The sequence below is a fragment of the Halomonas sp. Bachu 37 genome (assembly GCF_039691755.1).
Taxonomy (GTDB): domain Bacteria; phylum Pseudomonadota; class Gammaproteobacteria; order Pseudomonadales; family Halomonadaceae; genus Vreelandella; species Vreelandella kashgarensis.
In genome coordinates this window covers 2,499,795-2,514,973 of sequence record NZ_CP137552.1, presented here as the reverse complement: position 1 = coordinate 2,514,973, position 15,179 = coordinate 2,499,795, and the positions used below count along the sequence as shown (strand labels likewise).

The window sequence follows — 15,179 nt, the reverse complement described above, 5'->3', positions numbered from 1 at the left end:
TCCAAGGATTTTGTTTCATGACCCAACCTCCGGTTCACCGCGCACGCAAGCGTTTTGGGCAAAACTTTCTGCGCGATCCGGGGATCATTTCCCGGATCGTCCGTTCGATCGGGCCACGCGCCGCGGACCGACTGGTCGAGATAGGGCCGGGCCAAGGGGCCTTGACCGAACCGCTACTGGACGCGGCGGGCAAGCTCGAAGTCATCGAGCTGGACCGCGACCTTATCCCCGGCTTGAGAGTGCAATTCTTCAACTACCCCGACTTCGTGATTCATGAAGGCGATGCGCTGAAATTCGACTTTCAGGCACTGAAAGGCGATGGGCCGGCGCTGCGGGTGGTAGGCAATCTTCCCTATAACATCTCGACGCCGCTCATCGTTCATCTACTGCAGGCGGGTGATGCGATCGCGGACATGCACTTCATGCTGCAGAAGGAAGTGGTCGAGCGCCTGGCGGCGGTTCCCGGCGGCCCCGACTGGGGGCGCCTGTCGGTGATGGCGCAGTACTATTGCCATGTCGACCAGCTGTTCGTGGTGCCCCCGGAAGCCTTCGTGCCGCGGCCCAAGGTGGACTCGGCCATCGTTCGCCTGACACCCCACGAGCAGTTGCCGCACACGGCCCAGGACCCGCTGCTGTTGTTCGACCTGGTGCGAGAGGCCTTCGGCCAGCGGCGCAAGACCCTGCGCAACAACCTCAAGGGAAGGATCGATGCCGAAGCGCTGGAGACGCTGGGAATCGACCCAGGGCGTCGCCCGCAGACCCTGAGCGTGGAGGAGTTCGTGCGTATCGCCAATCACCTGGCGCTTGCCGATACAGGAGCCGACCAGGGTGAGTGAGCCGGAAGTACTCGTGGCGATCGAGCCGCATTACCGTAGCGATGAGTCCTGCGCCACCCAGGCGCGGTATGTTTTCTCCTACACGGTGACGCTGCACAACACCAGCGACCACAGCGTCCAGCTGATGGCACGCTACTGGAAGATCACCCAGGGCAGCGGTGAAAGTCAGGAAGTGCGTGGCAAGGGAGTGGTGGGGCAGCAGCCGTTGATCGGACCCGGTCAGCGCTTTCGCTATACCAGCCGCGCCATCCTGCAAACCCCGGTAGGTGTCATGCAGGGGGCCTATACCTGCTTCAATACCGCGACCCAGCGGGCGTTCGACGTTCCCGTGGCGCCGTTCTGCCTCGCCGGACCCAACCAAATCCATTGACCAGGACGTGCCCATGTCGACTTATGCTATTGGTGACCTGCACGGCTGCCATGCCGAATTCATCGAGTTGCTGGAAACGCTCGGCTTTGATTCGCGCCGCGACCGGCTGTGGTTGGTGGGGGATCTCGTCAATCGCGGGCCGGGTTCGCTCGAATGCCTGCGTGAGGTGAAGGCGCTGGGAGCGGCGGCGGAGTGCGTACTGGGCAATCATGATCTCCACCTGCTGGCGGTGGCGCGCGGCAACGGTACCCTGAAACGCAACGACACCTTGAGCGACATCCTGGCGGCACCGGACCGCGAACAATTGCTCGATTGGCTGCAGAGCCGTCCATTGACAGTGCGTCACGAGCAGGACCTGATGGTTCATGCGGGGCTGTTGCCGCAGTGGACGGTACCCCAGGCCGAGCGCCTGGGCCAGGAGGTCCAGGCCATGCTGGGTAGCGAGAATGCCGGGGCGTTCCTGTGTGCCATGTACGGCAACCTCCCCGATGTATGGCATCCCGAGCTTGAAGGTATCGCGCGGCAGCGCATGATCGTCAATGTCTTCACGCGGATGCGCTTCATAAACGCCCAAGGCCAACTGGATTTTGCCGCCAAGGAGGGGCTGGACAGCGCGCCTCCCGGCTACGCCCCTTGGTTCCAGTATCCCCGCGATGACGACTACCGAGTAATCTTCGGCCATTGGGCCGCGCTGGAAGGCACCGCACCCGACGCCAGGATGTCTGTCGAGTCGCTGGATAGCGGCTGTGTCTGGGGCGGAAGTCTTACCGCCTTGAACCTGGAGAGCGGCCAGCGCACCCGCGTGCCCAGCCGCCAGGTGAGGTGTTAGCCAAGGACGTAACGGGCAGACAAGGACGCAACGGGAAGACAAGTACGAAACGGGAAGACAAGTACGTAGCGGGACGAGTACGTAACGGAAAGAGGGAGATCATGGACAGACGCCTGGAAGGGTTGCAGGTCTACCGGGTAGGAGGCGCGGTTCGCGATGCCCTGCTGGGATGGCCGGTTTACGATAACGACTGGGTGGTGGTGGGCACCACACCCGAGGACATGCGTCGTCGCGGGTTTCGCGCGGTGGGGCGGGACTTCCCCGTCTTCCTGCACCCCGACACCCATGAGGAATACGCCCTGGCGCGTACCGAGCGCAAATCCGGGCATGGTTACGGCGGGTTCGTCATGCACGCCAGCCCCGATGTCACCCTGGAGGAGGACTTGGCGCGCCGGGACTTGACCATCAACGCCATGGCCGAAGATAGCGATGGCAAGCTCCACGATCCTTACCAGGGCCGTGTGGACCTGGAAACTCGGGTGCTGCGCCATGTCTCCCCGGCGTTCATCGAAGACCCGCTGCGGGTCTTGCGTACCGCGCGTTTTCTGGCGCGCTATGCCGGTCTCGGCTTCGTCATCGCGGAGGAAACCCAAGCGCTGATGCGCCGGATCGTGGAAAGTGACGAGTTAAACCACCTTGCGGCGGAGCGTATCTGGACGGAAACCGAAAAAGCGCTGGGCGAGCCCCATCCCGAGGCGTATTTTCGCGCCTTACACGCCTGCGGGGCGCTCGTTCGGGTGATGCCCGAGCTTTTTGAGGTGCCAGTCGATGAAATAACCGGTGACGAACCAGGCGTCCAGACAAGTGAGAGTGAGAAAGACGCTTTTCTGAAGACATTTCTGGCGCGTCTGCAGCAAGTCCCCGAGACCGACATACCGCTAGCTCACTGGCGTTACGCTCGCCTGGTGGAATCGTTGCCCGAGGAGAAAAGACAGGCACTCGCCATGCGCTTGCGCCTGCCCAACAACGTGGCCCGCCTGGCTCGGCATACGGCGGCCAGCCGAGAGCTGCTTGAGGCCTTCGAGATGACCTCCCGTCTGGTACCGGAGCAAGTCATGGCCTGGCTGGATCGCCTGGATGCCTGGCGCAAGCCGCGCCAGGTCGAGGGCCAGCTGGCCTGGATGATGTGCCAGGCGCCCGCGCTCGGCAAACGCCTGGCCCATGGCTGGGGCGCTGCAAGTCGGGTCGAGGTGAAGCCGCTGCTGGAGCAGGGCTACAAGGGCAAATCTCTGGGCGAGGCGTTGGCTGACGCGCGCCGGCAAGCGGTGGCGCAGGCGTTAGGCCCGGCCTGAGGGCTAGCTGTGCCTGGCCAAACGGTGTCAGACATCGGCGCGTGCGCGAGTGTGATCGAATGACTCATTCACCATCCGAAAGCTCGCCCGGGAGCCGGCGCAAGCGGGCTGAGTCCGCGAGATCCACTTGCCGTTCCAGTAGAAGTCCACCGGCCACAAGCGTTGGCTGCCCACATCGAACGCCTGCCATAGCTGGCGGTAGGCAATGCCGCTACGGGGATGCCGTGCGGCCGGCAGCAGCTCGGCCAGGGGTTGCAGGACAAAGGCGTTGTGGGTGATGTCGGCACGCGGCAACGTGACTCCATCGTACTCGCCGCACAGCTCGCCTACCGTCAACAAGTCGATATCCAGCGCCCGGGGGCTGTACTTGGGTGTATCCGCTCTGCGGCCATGGGCGATTTCCAGACGCTTGCCCCAGGCCTGCAATTCGCCAGGTGAGCGGTCGCTGTCGAAAGCCACCACGAGATTGTAGAAGTTGCGCGAATCGTGAAAACCGACGGGTTCGCTTTCAAAGACTCGTGAGATCGCCAGCTCGCCGAACTCGGCGTGTAGCGCGTCGAGGCAGAGGCGAATATGCTGTTCGGGAGCGATGTTGCTGCCCAAGCTGACGGTGACTTGTGCCATTACCTGTCTTCTTCGCTGCTGGGCGGGGTGCCGCGAGTAATCGTGACGCCCACGGCGGCGGCGCTGGCCACGGCGCCGGGCTTGCGGACCGTCAGGCGTAGCCAGGCAATACCGTGCTCTTCTCGCAGGCAGGCGGCAAGCCGTTCGGCGAAGGTCTCCACCAGGGCGAAGGCGTGTTCCGCAGCGAAGGCATGGATGCGCTGGCTGATGGCGGCATAATCCAGGGTTAGCCCGATATCGTCGGCAGCAGCAGCCGGACGAATGTCGGTGGCCAGCTCCAGGTCGAGCCGCAGTCGCTGGGTAATGGTACGTTCCCACTCATAGACGCCAATGGTGGTTTCGACGTCGAGCGCTTCGATCAAGATGCGGTCCATCGGGCTTCCCCTTTCAACAAGCGGGGAATTGTACTTGAGCCGAACGCCAAGCAACAGGCAGGCAGACAACAATGCGCAGGTCGACTCGCTGCAGAAGATAAGGGCGTGGAGCTTGCGGAACGTAGCGGGGGCGGAATGGAAAGCGCGATGTTAGGCAGTGTCGTCCTGAGCACTCTGGTGGGTTATCTCAGTGGCAGTTGCCTGGCGGCCCCCTGGATATGCCGCTGGGCCGGGGTCGCTGATCCGCGATCCCGGGGCTCCTGCAATCCCGGATTTTCCAATATGCTGCGCTTGTACGGCATACGCCTGGCCCTGATGACCCTTGTCCTGGATGCAGCCAAGGGAGTGCCGGCGGTACTGTCACTCAAGCTGCTGGGAGGGCCGGTGTGGGCCCAGGGTATCGCGGGGGCGGCGGTGCTGCTCGGTCACAGCTATCCCGTCTGGCACCGCTTTCGCGGCGGCAAGTCCGTGGCGAGTGCTTTCGGCGTACTGCTGGTGCTGGCACCCGCCGTGGCGCTGGGGAGTGCCGCGCTCTGGAGCCTGCTGGCGTGGCGTTTGAAGACGGCCGCAATGGCCTCGCTGGCGAGTGCCATGGCAGCGCCGCTGCTGTGCCTCTGGTGGACACCTCGCTACATCGTCGTGGTGGGAGGATTCAGCCTGTTGATAGTGGCTCGTCACTGGCTCAATATTCGTCGGATGGGGCGTGGCACCGAGCCCTCGCTCAGGCGACAGCGGCCGGGACGCTGAGTCGGTCCAGCGGCCAGCGCGGCACGGCTTGCATGATGCCGGGCTGGTCCCGTTCCCCGGCTGCCAGGCGCTGGGCGCCGACATAGGCGATCATGGCGCCGTTGTCGGTGCAGAAGCGGCCCCGCGGATAGAATGCCCGGGCACCGCGCTTGGCGGTTTCATGGTCTAGGCGTTCACGCAAGCGCTGGTTGGCGCTGACGCCTCCGGCCACCACCAGGCGCTTGAGACCGGTCTGGTCCAGCGCCCGACGACATTTGATCACCAGGGTGTCGACCACCGCCTCCTCGAAGGCGCGGGCGACATCGGCCCGGGCCTGTTCGTCGAGTTCACCTGCCGCCTCGAGCTTGCGAATCGCGGTCAGGGTATGAGTCTTGAGGCCGGAAAAACTGAAGTCCAGCCCGGGTCGGTCGGTCATCGGGCGGGGAAAACGAAAGCGTGATGCTTCGCCGCTTTCCGCCAGCTTGGCCACCTGGGGGCCGCCGGGGTAGGCGAGGTCCAGCATCTTGGCGGCTTTATCGAAAGCCTCGCCCGCCGCGTCATCCACGGATTCACCCAGCAATCGATAGCGCCCCAATCCTTCCACCGCTACCAGCTGCGTGTGCCCCCCGGACACCAGAAGCGCCACGAAGGGAAACTCGGGCGCCTGTTCTTCCAGCATCGGTGCCAGCAAGTGACCTTCCATATGGTGAACGCCGAGCACCGGGATGCCCAGGGCGCGGGCCATGCCGTGAGCGGTGCTTGCGCCGACCATCAAGGCGCCTACCAGGCCGGGACCGGCGGTATAGGCGATGCCGTCGAGATCGCGGCGGCTCAGGCCGGCCTGGATCAGTACCTCGCTGATCAAGGGCAACAGCTTGCGGGTATGGTCGCGGGAGGCGAGTTCGGGAACGACGCCGCCGTATTCGGCGTGCATGGCGATCTGGCTATATAGGGCGTCGGCCAGCAGGACGCCTTGGCCGGCGTTGGCCGCGGTATCGAAGATGGCGACGCCGGTTTCGTCGCAGGACGTTTCAATGCCCAGTACGCGCATGCAGGAACTCTCGTCAGCAAAGTGAAGGAAATTACGCCTCAGTTTATCATTTCCCGGCCGACACCGGAGCGGGATATGCGCTACTGCACTATCATGTGCCATATTTGCAAAGCTGGCACTTCGGGACTAGACTACTGTGCGCTGTAAAACTGGGTCGTGCATTGCACGTGGCAATGTACGTGCTAACCGAACTCAATTCTTAAGGTAGGTGAGTGCTTAATGCCTTCTGTCAAAGTACGTGATAACGAGCCGTTTGACGTCGCGCTGCGTCGTTTCAAGCGTTCTTGTGAAAAAGCCGGTGTTCTGTCTGAAGTCCGTCGTCGTGAAAACTACGAAAAGCCGACAGCAGAACGCAAGCGTAAGGCGGCAGCTGCCGTCAAGCGTCACGCCAAGAAGCTTCAGCGTGAGCGCAAGCGTTTCGAACGGCTCTATTGATCCGTACTGGGGATAATCGGGGCTATTGAACCGGTTTTCTCAAGAGGGACGCCAAGCGGCCGCCATCCGGTGGCCGTTTGTTTTTCTGTTTCATTTGCATGGTGCCAATAGCAGTGGTGGCGCCGTGTACCGCGAGGTCGCTGACAGCGATGGCCGGTCAGATTCCACAACGTTTTATCGATGACTTGCTGGGCCGTGTGGACGTGGTCGAGGTGGTCGGCGAGCGTGTGAAGCTGAAGAAGGCCGGGCGCAACTATTCGGGCCTGTGTCCGTTTCATCAGGAAAAGACGCCGTCGTTCACGGTGAGTGCCGACAAGCAGTTTTACCACTGCTTTGGCTGCGGAGCGCACGGGAATGCACTACGCTTTCTGATGGAGTACGACAAACTCCCCTTTCCCGAGGCAGTGGAGAACATGGCCGGCAGGCTGGGGCTCGATGTCCCGCGCGAGGGCGCCGACGATCCTCACGCCAAGATGCGGGAAAAAAAGCGCAAGGAAGGCGTCAACCTGCTGGAACTTGCCGCAAGCTTTTATCGCGAACGGCTGGTGATGCAGGAAGGGAATGCCGCACGGGCGTATCTGGATGGGCGTCGGCTATCGCCGGAAGTGGTCAAGACCTATGGAATCGGCTACGCCCCGGCACAGTGGGAGGCGCTCAAGCATCATCTGAGCGAGCGGGGTATCGGCGAGCCGGTTCAGGTGGAGTATGGGCTGCTGATTCAGCACGAGGATAGCGGGCGTACCTACGACCGCTTTCGCGATCGGGTCATGTTTCCGATCCGTGATCTGCGCGGACGGACTATCGCCTTCGGCGGGCGCGTACTCGGTGAAGGAAAGCCGAAATACCTCAATTCTCCCGAAACTCCCGTGTTTCACAAGGGTCGGGAACTCTACGGCTTGTATGAGGCGCGCCAGGCGGATTCTCGCCTGGAGCAGGTGGTGATCGTCGAAGGCTACATGGATGTGGTGGCGCTGGCCCAGTACGGTATTCACCATGCGGTGGCGACCTTGGGGACGGCGACCAGTGAAGATCATCTCAAGCGCCTGTTTCGGCTGGTGAGCCGGGTGGTGTTCTGCTTCGATGGCGACCGCGCCGGACGCCAGGCGGCGAGTCGCGCCCTGGAGACCGTGTTGCCGCTGATGATCGACGGTCGCGAGGCGCGTTTCCTGTTTCTGCCGGAAGGCGAGGATCCCGATACGCTGGTGCGCAGTGAAGGGGCTGATGCGTTCAAGGACCGTGTGACCTGTGCCATGCCGCTATCGGAATTTCTGTTCGAGCAGGCCGGCGAAGGGCGCGATCTCAAGGCGGTGGAGGCGCGTGAGCGCTTCGCCAGCCATGTGCTGGCGGGCCTTTCACGCATACCCGAAGGGGTGTTGAAGTCGCTATTGCTCGAAGAGCTGGCCAGGCGTAGCGGCTTGAACGAGTCGCGGCTGGGCCAGTTGCTGGCTCGGCGCGAACAAGCGCAACAGCAGGGGCAGCGAAGCCATGACGAGGCCTATCCTGCTGCGGACAATGGTCGCGATGAGATGTCTCATGGCACGGTAAATGCGCCTTCAGGCAGGCGCCACGGGGTGGAACGCCCATCGGGCGGTGCTCTGGCTCCCTTGGCCCGTGTGATACAGCTGCTGATTCATGAGCCAGCGCTGGTCGAAACATTGCCGCCGGAAGATGAGTGGTTACCCGGTGGCGATCCCGAAGCGGCGCTGTATACCGCTATCGTGGATGTGCTGCGCGCAGGACGCTACCGCAGCCCGCAAGTGGTGCTGGCGCACTTTCAGGGCAGCAATGAAGGGCGGCGTCTCGCCGAACTGGCCCGGCGCGAGTTGTTGATACCCCGCGGGGCACGTGCTGAAGAGCTCGAGGGGCTGGTGGCGTATTTTCGCCGTCATCGGTTGCGTCCTTCGTGCCAGGAGCAGATCGATGCTCTGTTGGCCAGGCAGCGCGAAGGAGAGCGACTTTCGCCACAGGAGCGTCAGCACCTGATGGCGCTTCTGGCCGATCTAGGGAGCGCTGGTACGCGCAAGTGAAATGCCATGGATGACGCGAGAAATGCTGCCAGGGGTTGAATTTTCGCCCCGGCAGTACCATATAACGGGGCAGCCACCCAGCGCTGGCCTAACCGAACAAACTAACACACCTGAATGACCGCGCAAATACGCCAAGTTGGAAAATTACCCATCATTACCGCTATAATGTTCGGCTTGTTGAGTTTTCTCCACCCAGCGCTTCAGGTGCTTCATTCTTCTTCGTCGAGATAGGGTTTCTATGGCTGGAAATGCGCAGCAGCAGTCGCGTCTGAAGGAGTTGATCGCGCGAGGTAAGGAACAGGGGTTCCTGACCTACGCCGAGGTCAACGACCATCTACCCGAGGATATCGCCGACCCGGATCAAGTGGAAGACATCATCGGCATGATCAACGACATGGGTATCAGTGTCGTTGAGGAAGCGCCCGATGAAGACACCTTGATGATGTCGGATCACTCCACCGATGAATCCGCGGCGGAAGAGGCCGTGGCGGCCCTGGCCGCGGTGGAAAGCGATGTGGGACGCACTACCGACCCGGTCCGCATGTACATGCGCGAGATGGGTACGGTGGAGCTGCTCACCCGCGAAGGCGAGATCGAAATTGCCAAGCGGATCGAGGAGGGTACGCGTGAAGTGATGTCGTCTCTGGCCTACCTTCCGGGGGCGGTCAGCTCGATTCTCGATGCCTACGACGCCACTCAGGATGAGGAAGCCCCTGGGCGTCTCTCCGACCTGTTTTCCGGTTTCATCGATCCCGACGAGGGTATTCCCGGCGTTGCCGAGGCGGACCTTCCCGAGCCCGAGGAAAAAGAAGAACTGGACGACGAGGACGGGGAATCCGACGAGGACGAGGACGAAGAGGACAACACCAACGAGGGTGGGCCCGATCCCGAGGAAGCCAAGGCACGCTTCGAGCAGATTCGCGAGCAGAATGCTCTCGTTCAAGCGGCACTGGAGAAGCATGGTCGTGGCAGTGCCGAACTGAAAAGCGAGCAGGCCCGCCTGGCGGAACTGTTCTCGCCGATCAAGCTGGTGCCCAAGCACTTCGAGCGCCTGGTGGGCCAGGTGCGGATCAGCGTCGAGCAGGTCCGTGCGCAGGAAAAGGCGGTGATGCAGCTCTGCGTGAAAAAGGCCAAGGTGCCGCGCAAGAGTTTCATCAAGTCCTTTCCCGGCAGCGAGTCGCGTCGTGAGTGGCTGGATGATTTTCAGGCCGCCTTTCCCAAGTATGCCGATCGTCTCGAGCCGCTGCGTGCCGATATCGCCCGGGCGCAACGCAAGATCGCGTTCGAGGAAGACATGGTCCAGCTGTCGGTGGCCGAGCTGAAGGAAGTCAACCGCAAGCTCTCCATCGGCGAGGCCAAGGCGCGCCGGGCCAAGAAGGAGATGGTCGAGGCCAACCTGCGTCTGGTCATTTCGATCGCCAAGAAATACACCAACCGTGGCTTGCAGTTCCTGGACCTTATCCAGGAAGGCAACATCGGCTTGATGAAGGCGGTCGACAAGTTCGAATACCGCCGTGGTTACAAGTTCTCGACCTATGCCACCTGGTGGATTCGCCAGGCGATCACCCGCTCGATCGCCGACCAGGCGCGTACCATTCGTATTCCGGTACACATGATCGAGACGATCAACAAGCTCAATCGCGTGTCGCGCCAGATGCTGCAGGAAATGGGCCGCGAGCCGACGCCGGAAGAGCTGGGCGAACGCCTCGAGATGCCGGAAGACAAGGTGCGCAAGGTGCTCAAGATTGCCAAGGAGCCGATCTCCATGGAGACGCCCATCGGCGACGATGACGACTCGCACCTGGGTGACTTCATCGAAGACGGCACCATGCTGCTGCCGATCGACATGGCCACCGGAGAAGGCTTGATCGAAGCCACACGCAATGTGCTGGGCGGCTTGACTGCCCGTGAAGCCAAGGTGCTGCGCATGCGTTTCGGTATCGACATGAATACCGACCATACCCTTGAGGAGGTCGGCAAGCAGTTCGATGTCACCCGCGAGCGTATCCGCCAGATCGAGGCCAAGGCGTTGCGCAAGCTGCGTCATCCGAGCCGCTCGGAGCCACTGCGCTCGTTCCTCGACGAGTAATCGTCAAGCTGGACCGGTAAAACTAGAACGCCCGCTGCCATTAATGACAGCGGGCGTTCTTGTAGTGTCGTGGCAAAGGTCGTTGCAAAGGAAAAGCCAACCGCAACAGGCGTGAATGACTAGGAGTTGGCCATTCGCCAGCGTCTGGCCAGGATCACCAGTTCGACCACGGCGATAAGGATCAGGGCGTAGCCCAGTAGCTCCATGACCTCTTCCGCCACATTCTTGAAAGTGCGCACATAGTTCTCCTCCAGCACGGTGAGCCAGAATTCCTGGCGACCGTAGAGGCGGGAAAAGACATAGGTGACCAGCAGACCGGAAACGAAGAAGCCGAAGGAAAAGGAATTGCTGAAGTAGGTGAATTCTGCGAGAAAACGCTGGCGATTACGTCCTACCCAGTAAAGGGAAGGCAGGACGATCAAGGCCACCAGAACCTTCCAGGTGTTGTCCGCCACGTAGGTGTCGAGGAAAGCGTCCTGCTCCCTGACCAGTGACGCCGCGAGAAACGCCGACAACAGTAGCGTGACATTGGGCCATACCCTGAGCCCATGGCGTATGTAAAGAAGCAGAACGCAGCTAACGGCGAGAAATAGCGTCTGGGTGAGCTCGGTAAGTCCCCACTCGGAAAAGCGCGACCCGGGCAGGTATAGAGCTTCCAGGTAAGTGCCTTGTGCAATCGCCCCCATGAACAATATATAAAGAACCGTGCGCAAGGCAGCGGCTCGAAAGGAAATGGGCGCATGGGGCGGAGGGAGCGACATGATAACGTCCTGTTATGGGAGGCGCATGGCAGCACATGACATCCATGAGTGGATGTTCATTATATCGTCACTTTTCTGCGCTGGCACGTCACGCTCACTTTTCCTTGGCTGGTATTTGTTAAGCTGGATTGTACGGTAGCCATGCGTGGATGCGGTGGTTCTCCATCTTGTGAAAGCCAAGCAATCAGCAGGAGAAACCCATGGCAATTAGCGTCTTCGATCTATTTCGTATCGGTATCGGACCGTCGAGTTCGCATACCGTCGGTCCCATGCGCGCTGCAAATGCATTCGCCAATAGTTTGCCTGCCGCTGTGTCACGCCTGGAGGTTCGCCTGCATGGCTCGCTTGCCGCGACGGGGGAAGGGCACGGGACCGATCAGGCCGTCATCATGGGGTTGATGGGAGAAACGCCGGAGCATGTCGATCCAGACACCGTAATCTCCCGTATCGAGGCAATCAAGACCGGCGCCCCGTTGAAGCTGCCCGGGGGCGACGAAATGGCGTTCGACTGGCAGCGTGATCTGCAGTGGGATACGGAATGCTTGTCGTTTCATCCCAATGCCATGACCCTGAGCGCTTATGGGGCGCAAGGCCTGCTGGCCAGCAACACCTATTACTCATTGGGCGGTGGCTTCTATGTCGATCAAGCCCAGGCGGACCGCAACGAGACCGGCGACGACACCACTGTATTGCCTTTCGCTTTCTCCACCGCCGAGGAACTGCTTGCGCTATGCCGGCATGAAGGGTTGCGTATCAGCGAGTTGATGCTGGAAAACGAGAAGGCCTGGCGTAGCGAAGAGGAGATCCGCCGAGGGTTGTTGGCGGTTTGGCAAGCGATGCGCGATTGCATCGACAACGGCCTGGAGGCGGAAGGGTTCCTGCCGGGCGGATTGAAGGTGCGCCGTCGCGCCAAGGGGCTATATCAGCATCTGCTCGACCCCGAGCGTCCCGAGAGCCTGATTGCCTCGACATTTACCGCCATGGACTGGGTCAACGTCTTCGCCCTGGCGGTCAACGAGGAGAATGCTGCTGGCCGTCGCATGGTGACCGCGCCCACCAATGGCGCTGCGGGAATCGTACCGGCGGTACTCGCCTATTATCTGCACTTCGAGCCCCAGGCGACCAGCGAGCAGGTCGTGGATTTTCTATTAACTGCGGGGGCCGTGGGTATTTTGTGCAAGACCAATGCATCGATCTCCGGCGCGGAAGTCGGTTGCCAGGGAGAGGTGGGGTCGGCCTGCGCCATGGCCGCTGCAGGGCTTGCCGAAGTGCTGGGAGGCACGCCCGCCCAAGTGGAGAACGCCGCGGAGATCGGCCTGGAGCACAACCTGGGGTTGACCTGCGATCCCGTGGGCGGCCTGGTCCAAGTGCCCTGTATCGAGCGTAACGCCATCGCCTCGGTCAAGGCCATCAACGCCGCGCGCATGGCCCTGCGCGGGGATGGCGAGCATTTCGTCTCGCTGGACAAGGTCATTCGTACCATGCGTGATACAGGACGCGACATGCAGGACAAGTACAAGGAAACCTCGCGCGGGGGGCTTGCGGTCAATGCCATCGAGTGCTGAGCAACGTCATCGAATACCGAGCGTCAGCGCTGGGCCGTGGCGAAGGCGTGCTTGATTTCTCCAGGCAGCGTCGGCGGTAGCCGCTCCACCAGGAAATCGACGAACTGGCGAATCTTGGGCGAGAGGTGCCGGTGGCGAGGATACACCGCCCATACCGCCGTATCGTGATGTTGAAACGCCCCTAGCACGGCTCGCAGCGCGCCACTGCGCAGGTGCGGCTCGACGTAGTAGTCGGGTAGCTGGGCGATCCCCAACCCCTTCAGCGCGGCATCCAGAAGGGCGGGGCCGGAATTGCCTTGCCAGCGTCCCTCGACCCGCACCTCCTTGCGCTGCCCCGCCACCTCGAACAGCCAGCTGTTGCGTGACCCTACCAGGCATTGGTGGCGGCTAAGCTCGCCGAGAGAGTGAGGCGTGCCCGCCCGGGCGAAGTAGTCCGGTGTGGCGACGACGAATTCCCGGCGCTCGCAAAGCCGCCTTGCGATCAGGCTGGAATCCTTCAGTACCCCCATGCGAATGGCGATATCGAAGCCTTCATCGATCAGCTCGACCGAGCGGTTGGTAAAATGCAGATGAATATCCAGCTGCGGATGCAGGCACTGGAAATCATTGACCAGCGGGGCGATATAGCGCTCGCCGAAGGTAGTGGCGGCGGTAATACGTAATACTCCCCGAGGCACGGCCTGTAGTTCGTTGAGCGCGCTTTCCGCCTCGCGCAGGCCATCGAAAAGCTGATGGCAATGCTCGAAATAGAGAGCTCCGGCATCGGTCAGGCGGCTCTGACGTGTCGTGCGGTAAAGGAGTTGTACGCCGAGCTGGTTCTCCAGCTGACCCACCAGGCGGCTGACATGCGATGTCGATACCTTGAGCCGATGGGCGGCGGCCGAGAAGGTGCCCTGGCGCACCACTTCGATAAACGCTTCAACACGGTCCCAGTGCTGCATGAACTCTCCTGCGGATCGATTATTGCTCAGCAGCAATAATCTTGTGAGTTTACCCGGCTTTATTCCCCCCTGTCAGCTGCCCTACACTGCTACGCCTATCATCCAGACCTTAGCTCAGGAGTAAGCCATGAAATCACGTGCCGCTGTCGCGCTTGCCGCAGGAAAGCCCCTCGAGCTTGTCGAGATCGACGTCGAAGGTCCCAAGGCCGGTGAAGCCCTGGTGCGCATGGCGGCCACCAGCGTCTGCCACACCGATGCCTATACGCTTTCCGGGGCCGATCCCGAGGGCAACTTTCCGGCGGTGCTGGGGCATGAAGGCGCGGGTGTCGTCGAAGAAGTGGGCGAGGGCGTGACCAGCGTCAAGCCCGGCGACCATGTGATCCCGCTGTATACCGCCGAATGCGGCAAGTGCAAGTTCTGTCTCTCGGGCAAGACCAACCTGTGCGGCGCCGTGCGTGCGACCCAGGGCAAGGGCGTCATGCCCGACGGCACCAGCCGTTTTTCGCTCGACGGCCAGATGCTTCATCACTACATGGGCACCTCCACCTTCAGCGAGTACACCGTACTGCCCGAAGTCTCGCTTGCGGTGGTATCCAAGGAAGCTCCCATGGACAAGATCTGCCTGCTGGGATGCGGCGTGACCACCGGCATCGGCGCCGTACTCAACACCGCCAAGGTCGAGCCCGGCTCAACGGTGGCGGTGTTCGGTCTGGGTGCCATCGGCCTGGCGGTTATCCAAGGCGCTCAGATGGCCAAGGCGTCGCGGATCATCGCCATCGACGTGAACCCGGATAAATTCGAGCTGGCCAAGCAGTTCGGCGCCACCGAATGCGTCAATCCCAAGGATTACTCCGACCCGATTCAGCAGGTGATCGTTGACTTGACCGATGGCGGCGTGGACTATTCCTTTGAATGCATTGGTAATGTCAATGTGATGCGCTCGGCGCTGGAGTGTTGCCACAAGGGCTGGGGTGAATCGATCATCATCGGTGTCGCGGGTGCCGGCGAAGAGATATCCACGCGCCCGTTCCAGCTGGTTACCGGTCGGGTGTGGAAGGGCTCGGCATTCGGCGGTGTCAAGGGCAGAAGCGAGCTGCCGGGTTATGTGGAAAGCTACATGAACGGCGAGATCAAGATCGACGAGTTCATCACCCATGACATGCCCTTCGACAAGATCAACGAGGCTTTCGAGCTGCTACATGCCGGCAAGAGCATTCGTACCGTCCTGCATTACTGATCATCAACCCACGCCACGTCGC

General features: G+C 61.6%; 15 protein-coding genes. 10 read left to right on the top strand and 5 right to left on the bottom strand.

The genetic code is table 11. The features are described from left to right. Nucleotides 1-17 precede the first annotated feature (17 nt). From rsmA to R5M92_RS11610, 4 genes are all read left to right on the top strand, one after another. Entirely contained in the window at nucleotides 18-836 is an 819-nt protein-coding gene (rsmA, locus tag R5M92_RS11625; protein ID WP_346796100.1) for a 16S rRNA (adenine(1518)-N(6)/adenine(1519)-N(6))-dimethyltransferase RsmA, read from the top strand. Next, nucleotides 829-1,206 carry a Co2+/Mg2+ efflux protein ApaG gene (gene apaG, locus R5M92_RS11620; protein ID WP_346796099.1) on the top strand — a complete coding sequence of 126 codons (378 nt, stop codon included), beginning with the start codon at nucleotides 829-831 and terminating at the stop codon, nucleotides 1,204-1,206. The genes rsmA and apaG overlap by 8 nt, the downstream gene beginning before the upstream one ends. Before the next feature lie 13 nt (nucleotides 1,207-1,219). Beyond that, nucleotides 1,220-2,035 carry a symmetrical bis(5'-nucleosyl)-tetraphosphatase gene (locus R5M92_RS11615; protein ID WP_346796098.1) on the top strand — a complete coding sequence of 272 codons (816 nt, stop codon included), beginning with the start codon at nucleotides 1,220-1,222 and terminating at the stop codon, nucleotides 2,033-2,035. Nucleotides 2,036-2,136: 101 nt separating this feature from the next. Further along, nucleotides 2,137-3,327: a polynucleotide adenylyltransferase gene (locus R5M92_RS11610; protein ID WP_346796097.1), complete on the top strand. Its 1,191-nt coding sequence runs from the start codon at nucleotides 2,137-2,139 to the stop codon at nucleotides 3,325-3,327. A 27-nt stretch (nucleotides 3,328-3,354) separates the two neighbouring features. On the opposite strand, the gene folK is transcribed toward R5M92_RS11610, so the two are convergent. Further along, nucleotides 3,355-3,951 (bottom strand): 2-amino-4-hydroxy-6-hydroxymethyldihydropteridine diphosphokinase, encoded by a 597-nt coding sequence (gene folK / locus R5M92_RS11605; protein WP_346796096.1) that lies wholly within the window; start codon nucleotides 3,949-3,951, stop codon nucleotides 3,355-3,357. After that, complete coding sequence (gene folB / locus R5M92_RS11600) at nucleotides 3,951-4,325, bottom strand: dihydroneopterin aldolase (RefSeq protein ID WP_346796095.1); 375 nt, start codon at nucleotides 4,323-4,325, stop codon at nucleotides 3,951-3,953. Before folB ends, folK begins: the two co-directional genes overlap by 1 nt. Before the next feature lie 135 nt (nucleotides 4,326-4,460). Between folB and R5M92_RS11595 the strand changes: the two genes are divergently transcribed. Then, entirely contained in the window at nucleotides 4,461-5,072 is a 612-nt protein-coding gene (locus R5M92_RS11595) for a glycerol-3-phosphate acyltransferase (RefSeq protein WP_417339161.1), read from the top strand. On the opposite strand, the gene tsaD is transcribed toward R5M92_RS11595, so the two are convergent. Next, nucleotides 5,047-6,102 carry a tRNA (adenosine(37)-N6)-threonylcarbamoyltransferase complex transferase subunit TsaD gene (gene tsaD / locus R5M92_RS11590; protein ID WP_346796094.1) on the bottom strand — a complete coding sequence of 352 codons (1,056 nt, stop codon included), beginning with the start codon at nucleotides 6,100-6,102 and terminating at the stop codon, nucleotides 5,047-5,049. The two genes, R5M92_RS11595 and tsaD, sit on opposite strands and share 26 nt — an antisense overlap. Nucleotides 6,103-6,321: 219 nt before the next feature. Here tsaD and rpsU point away from each other — a divergent pair, with 219 nt between their 5' ends. The 3 genes from rpsU to rpoD all read left to right on the top strand — a co-directional run bounded on the left by rpsU (nucleotide 6,322) and on the right by rpoD (nucleotide 10,653). Next, entirely contained in the window at nucleotides 6,322-6,537 is a 216-nt protein-coding gene (gene rpsU / locus R5M92_RS11585; RefSeq protein WP_086622362.1) for a 30S ribosomal protein S21, read from the top strand. Nucleotides 6,538-6,686: 149 nt separating this feature from the next. Beyond that, on the top strand, nucleotides 6,687-8,564 hold the full coding sequence (dnaG, locus tag R5M92_RS11580) for a DNA primase (protein WP_346796093.1): 1,878 nt from the start codon (nucleotides 6,687-6,689) through the stop codon (nucleotides 8,562-8,564). Between the two features lie 238 nt (nucleotides 8,565-8,802). Beyond that, the gene (rpoD, locus tag R5M92_RS11575) at nucleotides 8,803-10,653 is read left to right on the top strand and encodes an RNA polymerase sigma factor RpoD (RefSeq protein ID WP_346796092.1); all 1,851 of its coding nucleotides are present in this window, start codon (nucleotides 8,803-8,805) and stop codon (nucleotides 10,651-10,653) included. A 119-nt stretch (nucleotides 10,654-10,772) separates the two neighbouring features. On the opposite strand, the gene R5M92_RS11570 is transcribed toward rpoD, so the two are convergent. Further along, entirely contained in the window at nucleotides 10,773-11,414 is a 642-nt protein-coding gene (locus R5M92_RS11570) for a hypothetical protein (protein WP_346796091.1), read from the bottom strand. A gap of 200 nt (nucleotides 11,415-11,614) precedes the next feature. Between R5M92_RS11570 and R5M92_RS11565 the strand changes: the two genes are divergently transcribed. Next, nucleotides 11,615-12,979, top strand: coding sequence for an L-serine ammonia-lyase (locus R5M92_RS11565; RefSeq protein WP_346796090.1), 1,365 nt, complete (start codon nucleotides 11,615-11,617; stop codon nucleotides 12,977-12,979). A gap of 23 nt (nucleotides 12,980-13,002) precedes the next feature. Here the strand turns inward: R5M92_RS11565 and R5M92_RS11560 are convergent, their stop codons facing one another. After that, nucleotides 13,003-13,920, bottom strand: a complete 918-nt coding sequence (locus tag R5M92_RS11560) for a LysR substrate-binding domain-containing protein (protein ID WP_346796089.1) — start codon at nucleotides 13,918-13,920, stop codon at nucleotides 13,003-13,005. A gap of 127 nt (nucleotides 13,921-14,047) precedes the next feature. Between R5M92_RS11560 and R5M92_RS11555 the strand changes: the two genes are divergently transcribed. Next, a complete protein-coding gene (locus tag R5M92_RS11555) occupies nucleotides 14,048-15,157 on the top strand; it encodes an S-(hydroxymethyl)glutathione dehydrogenase/class III alcohol dehydrogenase (RefSeq protein WP_346796088.1) in 1,110 nt (369 codons plus the stop codon). The last annotated feature ends 22 nt before the right edge of the window (nucleotides 15,158-15,179 follow it).